Source organism: Methanococcus voltae (assembly GCF_017875395.1).
Lineage (GTDB): Archaea > AGJL01 > Methanococci > Methanococcales > Methanococcaceae > Methanococcus > Methanococcus voltae_C.
This window is the reverse complement of the sequence record NZ_JAGGMO010000007.1, coordinates 50,476-68,780: the sequence shown is the minus strand read 5'-3', so window position 1 is coordinate 68,780 and position 18,305 is coordinate 50,476. Positions and strand designations below refer to the sequence as shown.

14 protein-coding genes, 7 tRNA genes and 2 rRNA genes are annotated in these 18,305 nt (G+C 29.4%); 8 read left to right on the top strand and 15 right to left on the bottom strand.

The window, feature by feature from the left end; all coding sequences use genetic code 11:
- Window positions 1-19: 19 nt before the first annotated feature.
- The 4 genes from J2127_RS07485 to J2127_RS07470 all read right to left on the bottom strand — a co-directional run bounded on the left by J2127_RS07485 (window position 20) and on the right by J2127_RS07470 (window position 3,802).
- Complete coding sequence (locus J2127_RS07485) at window positions 20-295, bottom strand: DUF5379 family protein (RefSeq protein ID WP_209732932.1); 276 nt, start codon at window positions 293-295, stop codon at window positions 20-22.
- 137 nt (window positions 296-432) lie between these two features.
- Window positions 433-630, bottom strand: a complete 198-nt coding sequence (locus J2127_RS07480; RefSeq protein ID WP_245326515.1) for a hypothetical protein — start codon at window positions 628-630, stop codon at window positions 433-435.
- 333 nt (window positions 631-963) lie between these two features.
- On the bottom strand, window positions 964-2,445 hold the full coding sequence (gene putP / locus J2127_RS07475) for a sodium/proline symporter PutP (RefSeq protein ID WP_209732930.1): 1,482 nt from the start codon (window positions 2,443-2,445) through the stop codon (window positions 964-966).
- 433 nt (window positions 2,446-2,878) lie between these two features.
- Window positions 2,879-3,802: a manganese-dependent inorganic pyrophosphatase gene (locus J2127_RS07470; RefSeq protein WP_209732929.1), complete on the bottom strand. Its 924-nt coding sequence runs from the start codon at window positions 3,800-3,802 to the stop codon at window positions 2,879-2,881.
- A gap of 620 nt (window positions 3,803-4,422) precedes the next feature.
- On the opposite strand from J2127_RS07470, the gene J2127_RS07465 reads away from it, so the two are divergent.
- The 6 genes from J2127_RS07465 to cfbE all read left to right on the top strand — a co-directional run bounded on the left by J2127_RS07465 (window position 4,423) and on the right by cfbE (window position 11,996).
- Window positions 4,423-4,827 (top strand): ArsR/SmtB family transcription factor, encoded by a 405-nt coding sequence (locus tag J2127_RS07465; RefSeq protein ID WP_245326514.1) that lies wholly within the window; start codon window positions 4,423-4,425, stop codon window positions 4,825-4,827.
- Window positions 4,828-4,908: 81 nt separating this feature from the next.
- Complete coding sequence (locus tag J2127_RS07460) at window positions 4,909-7,089, top strand: heavy metal translocating P-type ATPase (RefSeq protein ID WP_209732928.1); 2,181 nt, start codon at window positions 4,909-4,911, stop codon at window positions 7,087-7,089.
- A gap of 190 nt (window positions 7,090-7,279) precedes the next feature.
- Complete coding sequence (locus tag J2127_RS07455) at window positions 7,280-7,867, top strand: XTP/dITP diphosphatase (RefSeq protein WP_209732927.1); 588 nt, start codon at window positions 7,280-7,282, stop codon at window positions 7,865-7,867.
- Window positions 7,868-8,206: 339 nt separating this feature from the next.
- On the top strand, window positions 8,207-9,334 hold the full coding sequence (locus tag J2127_RS07450; RefSeq protein WP_209732926.1) for a site-2 protease family protein: 1,128 nt from the start codon (window positions 8,207-8,209) through the stop codon (window positions 9,332-9,334).
- A gap of 273 nt (window positions 9,335-9,607) precedes the next feature.
- Entirely contained in the window at window positions 9,608-10,471 is an 864-nt protein-coding gene (gene cofF, locus J2127_RS07445) for a coenzyme gamma-F420-2:alpha-L-glutamate ligase (protein WP_209732925.1), read from the top strand.
- Between the two features lie 28 nt (window positions 10,472-10,499).
- Window positions 10,500-11,996, top strand: coding sequence for a coenzyme F430 synthase (gene cfbE / locus J2127_RS07440; protein ID WP_348635424.1), 1,497 nt, complete (start codon window positions 10,500-10,502; stop codon window positions 11,994-11,996).
- Window positions 11,997-12,028: 32 nt separating this feature from the next.
- On the opposite strand, the gene J2127_RS07435 is transcribed toward cfbE, so the two are convergent.
- The 11 genes from J2127_RS07435 to pdxS all read right to left on the bottom strand — a co-directional run bounded on the left by J2127_RS07435 (window position 12,029) and on the right by pdxS (window position 16,002).
- Window positions 12,029-13,474 carry an HD domain-containing protein gene (locus tag J2127_RS07435; protein WP_209732924.1) on the bottom strand — a complete coding sequence of 482 codons (1,446 nt, stop codon included), beginning with the start codon at window positions 13,472-13,474 and terminating at the stop codon, window positions 12,029-12,031.
- A gap of 310 nt (window positions 13,475-13,784) precedes the next feature.
- Window positions 13,785-13,859, bottom strand: a tRNA-Asp gene (locus tag J2127_RS07430).
- 14 nt (window positions 13,860-13,873) lie between these two features.
- Window positions 13,874-13,988: ribosomal RNA gene (gene rrf / locus J2127_RS07425) — 5S ribosomal RNA — on the bottom strand.
- A gap of 13 nt (window positions 13,989-14,001) precedes the next feature.
- Window positions 14,002-14,075 (bottom strand) — tRNA-Lys (locus tag J2127_RS07420).
- An 85-nt stretch (window positions 14,076-14,160) separates the two neighbouring features.
- Window positions 14,161-14,235 (bottom strand) — tRNA-Asp (locus J2127_RS07415).
- 14 nt (window positions 14,236-14,249) lie between these two features.
- A 5S ribosomal RNA gene (rrf, locus tag J2127_RS07410) occupies window positions 14,250-14,364 on the bottom strand.
- A gap of 13 nt (window positions 14,365-14,377) precedes the next feature.
- Window positions 14,378-14,451 (bottom strand) — tRNA-Lys (locus J2127_RS07405).
- 5 nt (window positions 14,452-14,456) lie between these two features.
- Window positions 14,457-14,530, bottom strand: a tRNA-Tyr gene (locus tag J2127_RS07400).
- A gap of 62 nt (window positions 14,531-14,592) precedes the next feature.
- Window positions 14,593-14,669: transfer RNA gene (locus J2127_RS07395), tRNA-Pro, on the bottom strand.
- A 36-nt stretch (window positions 14,670-14,705) separates the two neighbouring features.
- Window positions 14,706-14,779, bottom strand: a tRNA-Thr gene (locus tag J2127_RS07390).
- A 317-nt stretch (window positions 14,780-15,096) separates the two neighbouring features.
- Complete coding sequence (gene pdxS / locus J2127_RS07385) at window positions 15,097-16,002, bottom strand: pyridoxal 5'-phosphate synthase lyase subunit PdxS (RefSeq protein ID WP_209732923.1); 906 nt, start codon at window positions 16,000-16,002, stop codon at window positions 15,097-15,099.
- 336 nt (window positions 16,003-16,338) lie between these two features.
- On the opposite strand from pdxS, the gene J2127_RS07380 reads away from it, so the two are divergent.
- Window positions 16,339-16,836, top strand: coding sequence for a CBS domain-containing protein (locus J2127_RS07380; RefSeq protein WP_209732967.1), 498 nt, complete (start codon window positions 16,339-16,341; stop codon window positions 16,834-16,836).
- 257 nt (window positions 16,837-17,093) lie between these two features.
- On the top strand, window positions 17,094-18,272 hold the full coding sequence (locus J2127_RS07375; RefSeq protein WP_209732922.1) for a cation:proton antiporter: 1,179 nt from the start codon (window positions 17,094-17,096) through the stop codon (window positions 18,270-18,272).
- The last annotated feature ends 33 nt before the right edge of the window (window positions 18,273-18,305 follow it).

Genomic DNA, 18,305 nt, shown 5'->3' with positions numbered 1-18,305 from the left:
TAGAAAATTACATTATTACTTAAAAAATTCCATTATAAGCTAAAACCCAAAATACAATAGCTATGAAGAAATATATTGGCAATCCCCCACCTAACCATTGTTTTTGAGACATACTCTTGTTTCCAAAGAGTTTAGAAGTAACGTGTCCTGAAACTATGAATCCAATAAGTAAAAATACAATGGTAGCTATTCCACTTAAAAAGCCCAAACCCATTGTATATACGTAATTAGCCAAATATCCAAATACAACTCCAAAAACCCCGTTTAAAATAGCCAATTTTTCATCTAAAGCCATAATATCACCATAATACACTTAATAATCATTACATGTTGTTTACAAGTTGATTTTAAATCATTTAATCGTAAATTTTTTTTATTTGTACATTATTTTTTTATTTTTATTCTTATTTTTTACAATTTCTACCTTAAGTTTTATCTTTTAGATATATTACTAATTTCAAAAACCTTAAGATATTCTTTTGGTCGCTTACTATCAGAATAGGAATAGTCATCCAAAACTATTACTTCGTCATTTGCATAGTATTTATTTTCGTCAAAAAGCAAAACATCCTCTTTTTGAAGTAAAAATGCGAATTTTCTCTTTATGCTATAGGCACCTTTATCAACCAATATTTCGCGATTCCTTAAAGAAAGTTCAATTTCAGAATAATCCATAATTTCCCATAATTTTACATTAATTTATAATATCTTAATGTAATTAAAACATACAAATTAATTAGTGAATATAGTATAAAAATCATTTGAATTTATCGGTAATTTATACTTAACGATATTAGTATATTAATTTATTGAAAATAAAAATACCTCAAAATGACAAATATAAATATAGAATTGTAAAATTAATGTAAAATAAAAAGACCCTATAAAAAAGATTAAAAAAGATAAAATTGAGTATTAAGAATTAAAAACTTCAATTTTTAAATAACCATTATTCGTGATTAGTTAATTATTTGTAACTCTTTCATACTCTTCCAGCATATCTTTAGAGGGTTTCTCCAATAAGCTAACCAATACGATAAATACAGATGCTATAATGAATGCAGGCACTATTTCGTAAAGGTCAAATATTCCCCCGGATAAACCAAACATGCTAATGTTTTTCCAAAGTATTACGGTTAAGCCACCTGCAAGCATACCTGCAATTGCTCCACCTTTTGTAGTTTTCTTCCAGAATAAGGAGAATAAAATCAAAGGACCAAATGTAGCCCCAAATCCTGCCCAGGCATATGAAACTAAATCCAATACTTTGTTATTTACATCTAAAGCCATTATATAAGCCATTACTGCAACTAAAATTACAGAAAGTCTGCTAACCCATAATAACTCTTTTTCGGATGCTTCTCTTCTTATAAGTGAATACATATCTTCAGTAAGTGCTGAGGCAGTTACCAACATCTGTGAGTCTACTGTACTCATAATAGCAGCCAAAACTGCAGCCAAAAGTACACCCCCCAATAAACTTGGGAATAGTCCATCAATCAAAACCATGAATACACTTTCTGGATCAGATAAAGGTTGTGCTTGGAAAGCTACAGCACCGACCATACCTACTAATACAGCCATTGCAAGACTTATTACCACCCAAATCGTGGCAATACGCCTTGCTTTTGGTATTTTATCTTCCGAGCTAATCGCCATAAATCTAACCAAGATATGCGGTTGTCCGAAGTAACCCAAACCCCAAGCTAATGAAGATATTACGGCAAATAAAGCCAAAGGTTGTCCAGATAAATCAGTAAATGGATTTGTAAAATCAGGACTTATCTCATTAAAGCCTGCCATTACTGTGTCAGGACCTCCAATATTCATTATAGCAGCTAAAGGTACTACAGTAATTGCCAATACCATAATTAAACCTTGTATAAAGTCAGTCCAACAAACTGCTAAGAATCCACCTAAAAAGGTGTATGAAATAATTACAAGTGCCCCAATTGTTAACGCAAGTGTGTAATCTAAACCAAATACGGTTCCAAATAACTTTCCACCTGCTACAAGACCTGATGAGGTATATATCATAAAGAAAATTAAGATAAACACTGCAGAAATAAGCCTTAGTATTTTAGAATTATCCCTAAATCTATTTTCAAAGTAAACGGGTAATGTTATAGAATCTTTTGCAACTTCTGTGTATCGCCTAAGTTTACGTGCAACAAACTTCCAATTCAGATACGTACCAACTGCAAGACCTAGCGCAATCCATATTGCTTCCATACCTGCCAAATATGCAAAACCAGGTAAGCCCATTAAGAGCCAACCGCTCATGTCTGAAGCTTGAGAACTTAAAGCAGTTACCCAACTGTTAAGTTTCCTGCCTCCCAAAATATAATCACTTAAATTTTCGTTCTTTCTATAATAGTGAACACCTATACCCAGCATTACTATTAAATATATTACGAAAACTAAAATAATTTCAAAGTTTTTCATAAAATACACCAATTAATAAATATATACATATATGAATATTTTTGTAGATTATCTTTTAGAATATTTTTTAATAATATCGCTATATTAAATACATATTTTTTAATTCATATATATGTAATTAATTTAATTTATACAAATAGCCACGCTTGATTTTCGCTTGAAAAAAAGGTAATAATCATAGCAATTTCAAAGAAACTATCTACATATTGCCTTATAATTATACTGGCAAATAATAAAAGGCGTTTAATAGTACTGTTAAATTTTAGTAACTATCAAACTATTTAATATATTGATTAATGTTTTTTATATTTTTCTGTTTAAATTTAAACTGAAATTAAACTAATTAGATGTAAAATAGCCCAAAAATAAATGATTAAAATTAAAAAAATAAAAAAATATTGAGTAATAAATATTGAATATGAGGTATGTTAAATTACATATTGTAGTATTTTTCTAAAGGTGGAATAACTTGTTTTTTCCGGGACATTAATCCTTCGATAAATACGCTATTTTCTGGCACTTTTACATTAAATGACGCTTCAAATGCTTCCTTATTACCACATACTAAAACTTCACTACCTTCTTCCATTATATCTGTAATCAAGAATAATATTAAGTCGTAGTTACCAGACTCAACTCTTTCCTGAAGTAATTTATAGATTTCATCTTTTTTAGATTCAACTTCTGACGCATCGATAACTTCAGCTTGTCCTACGCCAACTTTCTTACCATTTAAGCTAAATTCTTTATAATCGATATCTAAAATTTCAGATGGTGCCATACTACCAACTGTAGATTTTGCTTTTAACATGTCAATACCGTAATCATACATATCTTTTACATTAGCAATTTCTGCAAGTTTGGTAGCTAATTCTTTATCTAATTCAGTTGTTGTAGGTGATTTGAACAATAAAGTATCAGATAAAATTGCCGACAATAAAATACCTGCAATATCTGGTTTCAATTCTTTATTTTTTGCACCAATATAGTCTAAACTATTTCTAAAGTATAATTCAGAAATTACAGATGCTGTTGAACCAATAGGCTTTGAAATATAAATTATTGGTTCGGATGTGGAAATTCCTACCTTGTGGTGGTCTATAATACCCAATAATTTGCCATCTTCTAAATCATCAAGTGATTGTGACCTTTCAGCATGATCTACTAAATATATCTGCTTTCCTTTTGCAGAAGTTATTGTCTCTGGCTCCATCAAACCAAATCTTTTTAATATAAACTCAGTTTCTGGATTTATGCTTCCTTGTTTTGCTGCCATTCCGTCTAAGAAATAAGCAAGTGCTATTGCAGAACAGACGCTATCTGTATCCGGATTTTTATGTCCTACTACATATATCATAATTTCACCGATTTAAAGTAATGTTGAATATATATCTATTTTTATTATATATATTTAATTTTAGTAAATTCAACTAATATTTGGTTATAATTATAATTTACATTATTTTAAATTCTATTGCTTTGATAATGACATATTCTCAAAAAATACGTTGATAATATAATAGCTATATATAACAGTTTATGTTATGTAATATATAGCTTCAATAAACCGACCTACATGGAGCCTATGGATGACCTCGCAATGATAGAGGGTTCGAATTTGAAGCAATATTATCGTATAAACCAACTTTTGGGCGAGTTATGAGAGTTTGCGTTGGCTTGCAGTGACCATAATACAGCAAAAGTTAGTAAACTGGTCTCGACATTTAGGGTTAGCCAATTGACATGGTATATTCCAAGTATGAAATTTGGTGTTGATGTCGAGATAAATTTTTAGAACTATTTTTAAGCATAATTAAAAAATTTAAGTAAAGTTAATTTACACTATCAATAATATAATTTATATAATAGTAGCTCAAATAATATAACAATTGAACAATTGTTCAACTATGTAACTATACATGAGATTAGTAACTAAATATTATTATACGTCATAATCATTAAAATAAGGGGTTAATCATGTTAAAATATGAAAAAAAAGTAGAAATAAAAAGAAATAGTAAAATAAAGGATTTTGAAGAATTAGAAGTTGAAATGTGTCAAGAACATGATGAAAATCAAGTGCATATTCAAAAAGCTATCGAATCATTACCTAATGATGAAGAAATTTCGGAAATAGCAAATTATTTCACTGCTTTAAGTGAACCTAACCGTCTAAAAATACTATTTATCTTAAAAAATGGAGAATACTGCCCCTGTGAATTATCCTCGGTATTAAACTGCACCAAATCTGCATTATCTCACCAATTACGGATATTAAGAGATAAAAATTTAATAAAGAGCAGGAAAGATGGAAAATTTATATATTACTCGATAAAAGACTTAAAAATATGCGAAATACTTGAAAAAATTACTAAAAAATAAAAAAATAAAAAAATAAAAAGAAAATAAAATAGAATTAAAAATAAATGACGATAATTAAAAATAAAACCTTGAGATGAAACCATGGTATTAAAATATCACTTGAAAGGATTAAAATGTTCTGCCTGTGCGTCTAAAATAGAATTAAAAATAAAAGAATTATATCCCTCAGCTACTATGAATTTAACAACTTTTGAGTTATACGTATTTGATGAAGAAATTGATACTGAAAAAGTGCAAAAAATTATAGATTCAGTAGAAAAAGGCGTAAAATTAATAAAAATAGATGAAAGTAACACCAATAATAATGAAGTTGAAACTGAAGATAATGACAAAAGAAAAATAATAGAATTAAGTTTAATGAGTACATTATTTTTAATATTAATATTTACATACTATTCGGGCTATTTAACAAATAATATGGCCATTATTGGATTCTTTATCTTGTATTTAATAGCAGGTCGATTTGTAATTTCAAAAACCATAACAAATATTACACATGGCAATATATTTGATGAAAATTTCCTTATGACTATCGCATCTTTAGGTGCATTTTTTATTGGAGAATACCCCGAAGGGGTTGCAGTAATGCTATTATACACCATTGGCGAATATCTTCAAGAAAAAGCCCTAAATAATTCAAAAAAATCGATTAACTCACTCGTTTCCTTAAAAGTTAATTATGCCAATTTACTTATTGATGGAGAACCCAAAAAAGTAAATCCCGATACAGTGGATGTTGGAGATACAATCCTCGTAAAAGTTGGGGAAAAGGTACCTCTAGATGGAATAGTAGTAGAAGGTAATTCTAACGTAGATACGTCCGCAATAACTGGTGAAAGCTTCCCCAAGAAGGTATCCACTGATGATATAATATATTCTGGCTCCATAAATTTAGCAAAACCATTGAAAATAAAGGTTACAACAGAGTATAGTAATTCTATGATTTCAAAAATTAGGGATTTAATAGAAATTGCAAATATCCGGAAATCAAAATCGGAGAAATTTATAACAACATTTGCAAAATATTATACTCCTTTCGTAGTTGGACTATCATTATTGATTGCAGTCGTGCCGATAATACTATATGGGGACTATTCTTGGATAAATAAAGCCCTAATACTTCTTGTAATATCCTGTCCTTGTGCTTTGGTACTTTCAGTTCCGTTGAGTTACTTTTCAAGTATCGGAAGGCTTGCAAAAGAAGGAATCCTCGTAAAAGGTTCGAACTATGTGGATGAACTAACAAAAGTAGATACTTTTGCATATGATAAAACAGGTACCTTAACATATGGTAAATTTGAAGTATCCAAATTTAGTTTAAGTAATGGAAATTTAAAGGAACAGGACATTTTAAAATTAAATTATTTATCAAATTTGGCTGAAAAAAATTCAAATCATCCCTTAGCCATTGCAATTTGCAAATATTATGAAAATAAAATATTTGATAAAAATAAACAAAATAATTTACCGAATGATATATTCATTAAATTACTTAGTAAAAAAATAAAAGTAGAATCAACTGAAGAAATTTCTGGAAAAGGAATGATTTTAAAATTTAGACATATGAATTCGGAACAAGATGATGAAAATATTTTCTTAATAGGTAATGAAAAACTATTAAAAATGTACAATATCGAAATTAATGACTCAAAAATAAATAATAATATTACAAATGTATTCGTAGGATTAAATAATGAATATATGGGTCATTATAGCTTAGAAGATAGATTAAAAGAAGAATCTCTAGAAACAATTTCTAAATTATCTAGTATGGGTTTTAAAAATTTATTATTAACAGGAGATACCCAAAAAGTAGCAGAAAACGTAGCTAAACGTTTAAATATGGATGGTTATTATTATGAATTATTACCGGAAGATAAATTAAATATTATTGAAGAAATGTCATCAAATAATAAAATAGCATTTATAGGCGATGGTATTAATGATGCACCAGTTATTAGGCGAGCAAATGTTGGAATATCAATGGGTAACTTAGGTAGTGATGTAGCAGTTGAAGCATCCGACATAATAATCACAAACGATGATATGGCCAGTATTATAAAAGGAGTTAAAATATCAAAATTCACGAAAAAAATAGTATATCAAAACATAATTCTATCATTGGGTATCAAAATACTATTCATAAACTTGGGTATTTTAGGTATTATATCGTTGTGGGAAGCCGTTTTTGCAGATGTAGGTGTTACCGTACTCGCAATATTAAATTCATTGAGAATAATTCGCAAAAATTACAACTATTAAATAATTGTTAAATAAGTAATCAAATGCTATTATATAGCAACCCCTATTTTTTTAATTTTATTTTTATTTTATTTTTAAATTTATTATTACTTAGAGAGAACTATGCAATGTTTAAATACATTGTAATACTATTATATTTTGGTAATATTTTTTAATTAATTTGGAATATTTTAAGGACTATGGTGGAAATATGAAATTATTATTTGCTACGGGAAACATGAACAAAGTTAACGAAGCTAAACTAATTCTAAAAAATTCAAAATATGAAATAGAACAGTTGAAGATACCATATCCTGAATTACAAGGTACTCTTGAAGAAGTAGCTGAATATGGAGCTAAATACGTTTATGACAAATATACGTTAAATAAAAAGATATCCAAAGATGGTTCAGGCATAATTGTAGAAGACAGTGGATTATTCATAGAATCGTTACGAGAATTCCCTGGAACATACTCTAAATTTGTTCAAATGACCCTTGGAAATGAAGGTATTTTAAAATTACTAGGTACCTGTAAAAAAAGAAACGCATATTTTAAAACAGTTATTGGATACTATAACGGCAAAGAACTTAAAACATTCACGGGAACAGTTGAAGGCACCATCTCCTACAAAATAAAATCAAATGGATATGGTTTTGCTTACGATAGTATATTTATACCTAAAAATCACGAAAAAACATTTGCAGAAATGTTACCTGAAGAAAAAAGTGATATATCACATAGAAAAAATGCTTTTGTTAACTTTAAGAATTATATTGATTCTTTAAATTTAGAATAATTCAAAAATTCATTAAAAGTTCTTAGGTGTGATTTTTAGTATATTTTAGACAATATATCATATGCGATTATAATTATACCTAATATATTCCTTTTATTTTTATTTTCATATATTTCGGTTTTATTTTTTATATTTTATATTTTACTTTATATATGTATGATTTATTTTTAATCTTCAATGTAATTTTATCAAATAATTAGTTAATTATTAATTATTTTAATATTGATCGAATAATATACCAAAGTACATATAGGTAATAAACCAAGATTTAAAATATTAAATTATTAAAATAGGTATACAATATTAATTATTAGACTTTAAGCTAGATAAGGTGTAGAAATGGACTTATCACAAAACATGGTTTTAATAATATTCATACTGTTGTGGATACTATTACTAACTTTAGATAAATTTAAAGAAAAATATGACTTAAAATTGAACTATGAATTAAAAACGTATTTCGTATTTGGTATTTTAAAAACGAAAATAGGATTAAAATTTATTGATAAAGTAGGAAAATACAAATTTTGGCAGTGGTTATCTACATTATCGATACCTCTTGCAGTGTTAATAAGTATTTTCGCATTTGTAAATTATTTAATGTCCTCGCTGGGCGTAATTAATGGAAGCATTGAACGTGAAGCAGCAACACCTGTAATTATGTTATTTGGGAATACAATACCATGGATTGCAGGAATTATCGCACTTGGATTAGGAATTACAATTCACGAACTAGCTCATGGTATTGTAGCTAGGTCATTCAATCAAAAAATAAAAAGTACTGGTATATTATTAGCCTTAGGAATACCATTGGGTGCTTTTGTAGAATTTACGGAAGAATATCAAAATTCTGCTAAAAGAGTGCGTGGTTCCGTAGCAGCTGCAGGACCCATGTCTAATTTGATACTTGCCTTATTATTCCTCTTTGCTTTACCTTGGGGAACGTCATTGGATAGTGATATTACAATATCCAATGTATTAGAGGACCGTCCTGCTGATGGCGTATTATTTGATAACGATACAATATACTCAATCAACGGTGTCAAAATAAATTCTTTGGGAGAATTCCAAAAAGAAGCGAGCAAATTAAAGCCTAATATGAGTTCAAATATTGTAGTTATACGAAGCAATGAAATGATAGATTATAATATAACGACGGATTCTGATGGAAAAATTGGAATAATGGCTGTAACTTCAGGTTATGTAAATTTACTCATAAATATAATATATTGGTCATTTATGCTAAATTTATTATTGGCAATATTTAATTTATTACCTGCAATACCATTGGATGGTTACCATATTTGGGTATCACTCCCCGATACAATACGAGAACTAGGTAATAGTCGAATTACCGACCATATCGCTAATGGATTATCCTACGTTATAAATGACAAAGTACTACATTCAATCGGCTCATTGATTTGGCTACTCATAATTGTGGTAATAATTTATTCATTTATCTAAATTAAAATAATAATACTAATAATACTAATAATACTAATAAGAATAATAATCATTAATAACATTTTATAAACTTTTTTAACATTTTTTTATTTTAGTGCAATAATTATTTGTTTTTAAAATTTATCGTATAATTTCAACATGGCATTTAATGTTTAATCAATTATAAAAAAGATTATATAGTTCATATTGTATCATTAATCATGATAACCAATATATTATAAAATACAATAAAAGAAGAACAATATATTAACAAAACTGATTAAAAGGGATAAAATGATAACAATCGTATGTGCAGAGGGTGGTTCCACAATATATGCCTTAAAAAATGCAGTAGAAAGACTTGGACAATCTTGTGAAATATTACTACTTTCAGAAAACAACTTATTGGTAGATGATAGTTTTAAAATAGAAACAGACTTAATACACTCCAGATGTGGAATTGGAGATTATCTTGATAGATTAACATTATATTCCTGGCAGGTATTAAAAAATTTAGAGGAAGAAGACTATAAATTCGTAAATCCATTATCTACCATATATAATTCCTCCGATAAATTTAAAACCATTAAAATTTTAAATAAAAAGGGAATAAAAGTACCAAAAACAGCTCTTATCAGGGATTATGACGATGCAGTACGATTTATAAATAAAAATGATATGGAATATCCTTTAATTTTAAAAAATTCGTTCTCAAAATGTGGTATGAAAGTAGAAAAACCACAAAATGATGAAGAATTAAGAGAAATGTCAAAAAATTCGATGTGGGAAAGTAAGATAATACAAGAATATATAGATTTTAAAGACCCCGAAACTGGATTATACAAAGATATGAGAGTTTTAGTAGTTGATGGTCAAGTTATAGGTGGTTATAGGAGAATAAGCAACAATTATATAACAAACCTATACAAAGGTGGAGGAATTGAAGAATTAACCATCAATTCAGAAGTGGAAGAATTAGCATTAAAATGTGCTGAAGTAATGAAAGGGGACATTATGGCCGTAGATTTATTACCTAAAGATGATGATTATAACGTTGTAGAAGTAAATACGGCACCAGGAACTAAAGGTTTTAGACAGTTGGGCGTTAATGCTGACGAAATAATAGCAAAATGCTTAATTAACCGTATGAAGTGCTAGTTATCTTTTATAATGTAGGGGTGATAAAATTTTAAATAAAAGTGAAAAAAAGGAAAGTAAAAAAAGAACACTGATTATCGATGTAAATCATGGTGCTTTGGATATTGCAGAAGAATATCTGTCAAATAAAGATGATAAATATTCTAGAAACATAGTAATATGGGATATTTATGGAAAAATTAACAAATTAAATAAATTATCGTCTTCAAACGGAATAAATTCATTCTCAGATAAAGATAAAGAAATATATCAAAAATATAATAAATTAAAAGAATTTTATCCAGATTTAGAAATAATAGCTAATTTAAAAAACGGACTTGATTATTCAAAATTTGAAGAAGTTATAGCCCCAGTACATTGCGCAATAGATATTAAATTTAAAACTTTCCATGAAGCAGTTTCTGAAATAATAAATAAAAAATATAAGGATATAAAACCTAAAATAATTACCATAACTGGGGTAAAAGGTAAAACATCCACATCTGAATTAATTAATCATATTTTATCAGATAAATATAGCGTATATTTGCATAATAGTAATAAAGGGTCAATAACACCTACGGAAGTTTTAAACATTTTAAATAACTTAAAGAAAAACGGAAAACTACCAAAATATGATTATTTCGTATTTGAAATATCACTAGGTCTTGTGTATTCAAAATTTGGACTGATTACAAACATTTTAGAAGAATACGACATCGCAAAAAATTTAAGAACTGCAAAAGTGAAATTAGATACACTAAAATTTGTAGAAAATTGCTACATGTTAAAAGAACTGTTTAAAACCTACAAGAATGAGATAGAATCGTTAAATATTAAAAATTTAAATCTAAATTTAATAGATGATAAACCACCTAATTTAAAAATTATATCAAAATATCCATTAAAATTTGAATATGATAATATGGAAATGAAAGATTATAAAATTAATCATGTTTTCGAGTTTGATAAAAAAATTTTTGGAGTACATCACATTCAAAATGGTATTTTAAGCTACGAAATTTGTAGGAATATGATGAGTTCAGAGGATATTATTAAAAGGATTAAATCTTTTGAATTAAAAAATAGAATGGAATTAATAGCTAAAAATATATTAAAAAATACCAATCCTGGATTAAATATAAAATCAATATCTAATTCGATAGTAGATTTTATTGAAACTTTTGAAAATCCGATAATATGTATAGGAGGGGATTTTGGGTGTACTTGTGAGGAAATAAATGCGGAAAAACTGTTTGAACAGATTTTAAAACTATTTGATAATATTAATAGTTCTAAAAAGTTTGAAGCTACCGAAAAACGTTTCCAAAATAATCCAATAAACATATATTTATCAGGCGAGTTAGGAAATGAATTATTTAATATTTGGCATAATAAAAAGACTAGTTGCGAATTTGAGGATAAATATATGACCTATAAATTAATAACAGACAAAAAAATAATTAATGAACAGGATTTAAGTGATTTAGGACTTTTAAATGATAAAAATAATTATTTAATAATATATAGAAGCTCTATAGTATAATTCAAGCATAATTTCATAGCAAATATCTCAATTTATCGTGATATAATGGATTCATCGACTAATTTATAATCATATCTATAGATACCGCCCATTTGTACGGTTCGTTTCTTAACCATTCCGGAAAACAAAAGTTTTTGTAATTCAGAAGATAGAATTGCCTCACTTAAACCTTTATTTTTTGCATATGCCATAAATGTAGAATAGCCTTTTACAACCGAATTTTCAGACAAAATGTTTATTATAGAATTATTATCGAATAATTCTGATTCGTTGACTAATTCATATTCATCGATGAGATCATAAATGATATTCTTTAATTCATATGGCGAATTTTTAATATTATATTTTTGATTTTGAATATTTTCATTGGAGATGTTGTTCGGTTCTGCATAAACACGTACATTCCAGGATTTTTTATATGCAACTTTTAAATTTTGAACTAATGGCGAAACTTCATCTAATCTATGTTTTTTACCATTTATCAATACAGGGACTTTGTTTTCAACAATTTTAGGAGGTTTAGGGATATCCAAATATAGTTTAAATCCCATTTTATCATACAATAATTCTTCAAGAACTGCCAAATTAGATTCTGTCAAGTTTATCAATTTATATATCTCTAAAGGTTTTAATTCCCGATATGGAAACGTAGCGATATTTTTAAATAAATTTCTAGTATCCAACATCTTCATTAATTCCTTACCATAACCTTCAGAGTTTCTAAGAGTAGATACTAAATCAATGTCATCCATTATTGATAAATCCTTATTTTCTATAGTTCCATCTTTTAAAATGTCCAACGTGGCATTCTTTAACATACATTCCGCTATACGAGAAACGGGGTGCATATAAACAGTAGGGTACATTTGATACCGAGCGATAAGTAAGGACTCAATCGCTGAAACTCCCTTCTCTAAGATGCCCAAGGAATTAGAATCTTCAAAATCAGTTATTGAGCTTATTATACGATGTATATCTATAGAACCGTATGCTACACCAGTATGATAGCTATCCCTTATTAAATAATCCATTCTATCAGAATCCATTTCTCCGTGAATTAATTTACCAATGAGACCCTTAGAGTTATACGATTCGAGAACTTCTTTACTTTGGTAGTTTTCGAAGTCCATCTTTTTTATTTTCTGTTTTGTATAATACTCATGATCATAATTATTTACTTCCAAAGTGTGAGAATATGGAGGATGCCCTATATCGTGTAAAAGTCCTAATATTCTAATTAAATTAATATCTACGTTTGTACTATCTAATTTTTTGGCCATTTCGCCTGCTACGTACATCGTACCGAGAGAGTGCTCAAATCGTGTATGGTTTGCACTAGGGTAAACTAAGCATGTTAATCCTGTTTGCTTAATATTCCTAAGTCTCTGAAAATTTTCGGTGTCTACTATCGAAATTTCCGATTCTTTAATCTTTATATCTTTGTGGATTGGGTCCCGTATAATTTTTGATTTTTCCATAGTAATAAGTTATTTTTAAAAATATATATAGTTTTTTGATTTTTAATTTAAAACTAAGCTTATTAGAAGATTTTCAAATAAAATGCCAAACTTAAATATCTTGAAATATACAAAATAGAGTATTAAAATTAGAGTATTAAAATAATAGAATATTAAGACATTATAGGCGTATAGATATCTAAATAATAAATTTTGATAAAAAAAACGATCATATATCAATATCAATATCAAAAACGAAGTTAACTATCAAATATAGATAAATAAAAAGAAATTATAAAAAATAAGTCCTTAGACTCTAAAACACAGAAAGCGCCCTGGCCGGGATTTGAACCCGAGTCACAGGAGTGACAGTCCTGTATGATAGGCCGAGCTACACCACCAGGGCATAATAAAAAAAGTGATCGGCAGCGTCATCTTGTTCCCACCATATGGCAGTACTTAAGAAATCGCTGGAGGGCTTAATTTCCGAGATCGGAATGGGATCGGATGGAACACCTCCGCTATGACCGCCGTATCAACAGCTAAAACGGGCCCGAAGGGATTCGAACCCTCGACCGCCTGGTTAAAAGCCAGGCGCTCTACCAGACTAAGCTACGGGCCCAAGTCTAACGAATAGTACGTATATATTGCTTATGACATTTGTATTCTAAATAGTGTAGAATTTATATTTCAAACTAAATATAAAGCGCCCTGGCCGGGATTTGAACCCGAGTCACAGGAGTGACAGTCCTGTATGATAGGCCGAGCTACACCACCAGGGCATAATAAAAAAAGTGATCGGCAGCGTCATCTTGTTCCCACCATATGGCAGTACTTAAGAAATCGCTGGAGGGCTTAATTTCCGAGATCGGAATGGGATCGGATGGAACACCTCCGCTATGACCGCCGTATCAACAGCTAAAACGGGCCCGAAGGGATTCGAACCCTCGACCGCCTGGTTAAAAGCCAGGCGCTCTACCAGACTAAGCTACGGGCCCAAGAGTCCCGCGAGCCGGATTTGAACCAGCGACATGCGGATCTACAGTCCGCCGTTCTACCAGTCTGAACTATCGCGGGATAATTCTTGGATATGCTTCTGATACGCTATTCCTAATGATATTCCTATGTATTAAAGTAAATGGTGGGCCTGCCCAGATTCGAACTGGGGTTTCAGGATCCCAAATCCCAAAGGATGACCAGGCTACCCCACAGGCCCAAGTAAAAAGTCTTAAGTCTATTGCCTAAGAACTCAAGCCCCAGGGGGGATTCGAACCCCCGACCACCTGATTACAAGTCAGGCGCTCTACCAGGCTGAGCCACTGAGGCAATCTTTTATTTTACTTGCACAATGACTAACACCATTATAGTATATAAATGTTTCCATCATTTATAAAATTAAATTTATATATATTTGAATATTATTATAAATAAGGATAATTTATAATTTTTATGTATTTGTGACTTCATTATGTGCTACTATCATTATTTTATGATATTTATGATATTTATTATTTTATTAGTTTGCTAGTTTATTATTTTTTATAGCATTTTTTAAAAAATAAATTTGTAAAATTAAAATTAAATATATAAAAAAATTAAATTAATGTAAAACAAATTAAAAAGGTTTAATTAAAAAGGTTTAATTAATTACCTCTTTTCGCTAAAAGTTGCTCTTCAGGTATTTCTTCAATATTTATACCCACCATAGGTTCGCCTAAGTTTTTGCTTACTTCTGAAATTAATTGTGGTTTATCGTAGTTGTATGTAGCTTCTACAATAGCTTTTGCTCTTTTTTCAGGGTCTCCCGATTTAAAGATACCTGAACCTACAAATACACCATCGCAGCCCATTTGCATCATTAAAGCTGCATCTGCAGGCGTAGCAATTCCCCCTGCTGCAAAGTTAACTACAGGTAATCTTTTTAATTTTGCAACTTCGTAAACTAAGTCGATAGGTACTTTCAACTCATTTCTTGCTAATTGAACTAATTCAGCATCTAAACCCATTTCATAGTAACCTACAACTCTAGCAATACCTTCGTTCATTGCTCTCATGTGTTTTACAGCCTCTACAACGTTTCCAGTTCCTGCTTCTCCTTTTGTCCTTATCATAGCAGCTCCTTCATCAATTCTTCTAAGAGCTTCGCCTAAGTTTCTTGCACCGCATACAAAAGGTACTGTGAAAGCCTTTTTAGTGATGTGGTTTACTTCGTCTGCAGGTGTTAAAACTTCGCTTTCGTCAACCATATCAACGCCTAATGATTCTAAAACTTGAGCTTCTACATCATGACCGATTCTTGCCTTTGCCATTACAGGGATTGAAACTGCATCGATTATTTCGAGTATCATTTCAGGGTCTGACATTCTTGCAACGCCGCCTTGTGCTCTTATATCTGCAGGAACTCTCTCTAATGCCATAACTGCAGTAGCACCAGCTTCTTCTGCAATTTTTGCTTGTTCAACATTTGTAACATCCATTACAACGCCGTGTTTAACCATTTTTGCAAATCCTCTTTTAAGTACGTCAGTACCAACAAGTTTTTTACTCATTATTTCACCATTGCTGTTATTATTTTTCTGTTTTAACATTTTGTTATATCATTTATTTGATTTAAATTTATGAACAATATTTTTTAACATATTTTCAGAAAATAAATATAATGTACTATATTATATACTTTAATATATACATTTAAAGGTTAAATTTCAAAGTTAATTATGATTATTTTAACTATTCTAATTTATCAATATATATCCAAATATAAAAAATTAATTATAGTGAATATTTAGCGGATTTAACTACGCCAAAATATCAAAATAATTAATCTAAAAATATATTAATTACTACGACATATAGTGTAGTAGATGTTATTTTATAAAGGTGATATTGTGGAAATCGACACTGCTTTAAAAAAATATCATCACCTAAAAATTAAAGATATAATGCCTACTAAAGACGAAATGCCCATAGTTTGTATAAATAATTCCGTTTTAGACGTATTGAAGTTATTAAGAACAAGGCATCACGTTTGGGTGATTGATACAAAAAATGATAACAATTTAGAGGGTATCATCAGATATCTAGATGTAATAGATTTTCTGTTGCCCCCCAGTAAACACAAAATTTATATGGGAAGTTCAACATCCATATTAAAATCAATTATTGGTGGCGCAAACACTGTAAAAGAGATATTACAACCAAATCCATTAACTATTAATCAAAATAATACGGTTCTAGAAGTTTTAACTAAAATGGAACAGTATAAAGTCCAAATTATCGGAGTAGTTGATGATAATAATAAATTAGTTGGAGAAATTAGTTTAAAAATATTAATTAGGCAATTTATGGATTTATGTATGTTTTCCACCAATTGTGGAGAATAATGAATCGTCCAACAGTATTTGATTACTCATATATCCCCCTAATATTATTATAATGTTGTTACATGGTTTAAAACAGGTTTAAATTGGTATTAGTACCGTTTTTATTTTTGATAAATTAATATCCCATATGTGTGTAATTCCCATATGGTAAATTATAGTATAAAATCTTTAAAATACAGAAATATATTGTATTGTTAAATAAATTTAAGATAAAAAAGATAAAAAACTAAAAAATTTTATATATACCGGTGGTTCAAATGGATTACAGCTGGGTTTTATTAACCCTGGGCATTTCACTAATTGCGGGAAAATTAGGCGACCATTTTATGGAAAAATTAAAATTGCCTGGCGTATTAGGTGAAATATTAATGGGTATGTTTCTTGGAAATTTAATATACTTCGGATTTATTGATGGAAACCATCTTACATTACATAATAATGAAATATTTGAATTTTTATCAAAATTAGGAATTATATTCTTATTATTTCTAGGTGGTTTAGACACTAACATCGCTGAAGTTAAAAAAACCGGTGCAATAGCTACTGTATCCACAGTTTTTGGTGTTTTATTTCCTTTGGTCATGGGATATCTTGCATTAGTCTCAGTGGGCTATCCATCCCAAGAAGCATTCGCTGCGGGTGTTATACTAACTGCGACTAGTATTGGCCTTACAGTTCGTGTTATGATGGATTTAGGTGTTTTAAAAACAGATGTGGGTTATGCTTCATTGAGTGCAAGTATTATGGACGACTTTTTAGGAATTATGTTAATAATCTTTGTAGTAGGAATGGGCGACTTAACTTCGTTATTTGGTAAACTAGGACTATTTGTAATTATTGGATTTATAGGTTGGAAACTTATTGGAAAATATATATCATTTGCCGAAAAATTGCATGTTCAAAGAGGGATTCTTTCGTTTATATTAGCTCTGTTGTTTATATTCTCATTCCTTGCAGAAAATTGGTTCGAAGCAGCTATTGAAGGCTCTTTCCTAGCAGGTTTAATCCTTTCAAAAACTCCAGAGGGTAAAGCAGTAATGAACGATGTAAAAACCATTGGTTACAGTTTTTTAATACCTTTATTCTTCGTATATACGGGTGCTAGTTTAGACTTGGGTGTTTTTGGAAATTACGATGCCCTAAGCTTAGCAGTGATCCTTACTGTTGTGGCAGTGATAAGTAAAGTTGTAGGTAGAGGATTAGGGGCCAAACTTATGGGTTGGAACACAAAAAAGTCGTTACAGATGGGTATCGGGTCAATACCTCGTGCAGAAATAGCCCTTATAAATTTAATGGTTGCAGTTAATGCAGGTATTATTTCAGAAGGTAATGTTCCAAAATTTATTGCAGCTACGCTAATATTTATTACAGTTTCAATATTAATAACTCCTCCATTGTTAAAATGGGCTTTTAAAGACGAATGTACTTTAAATTAAAAATAACTCCAGAACCATTTGCTTAATAAATGG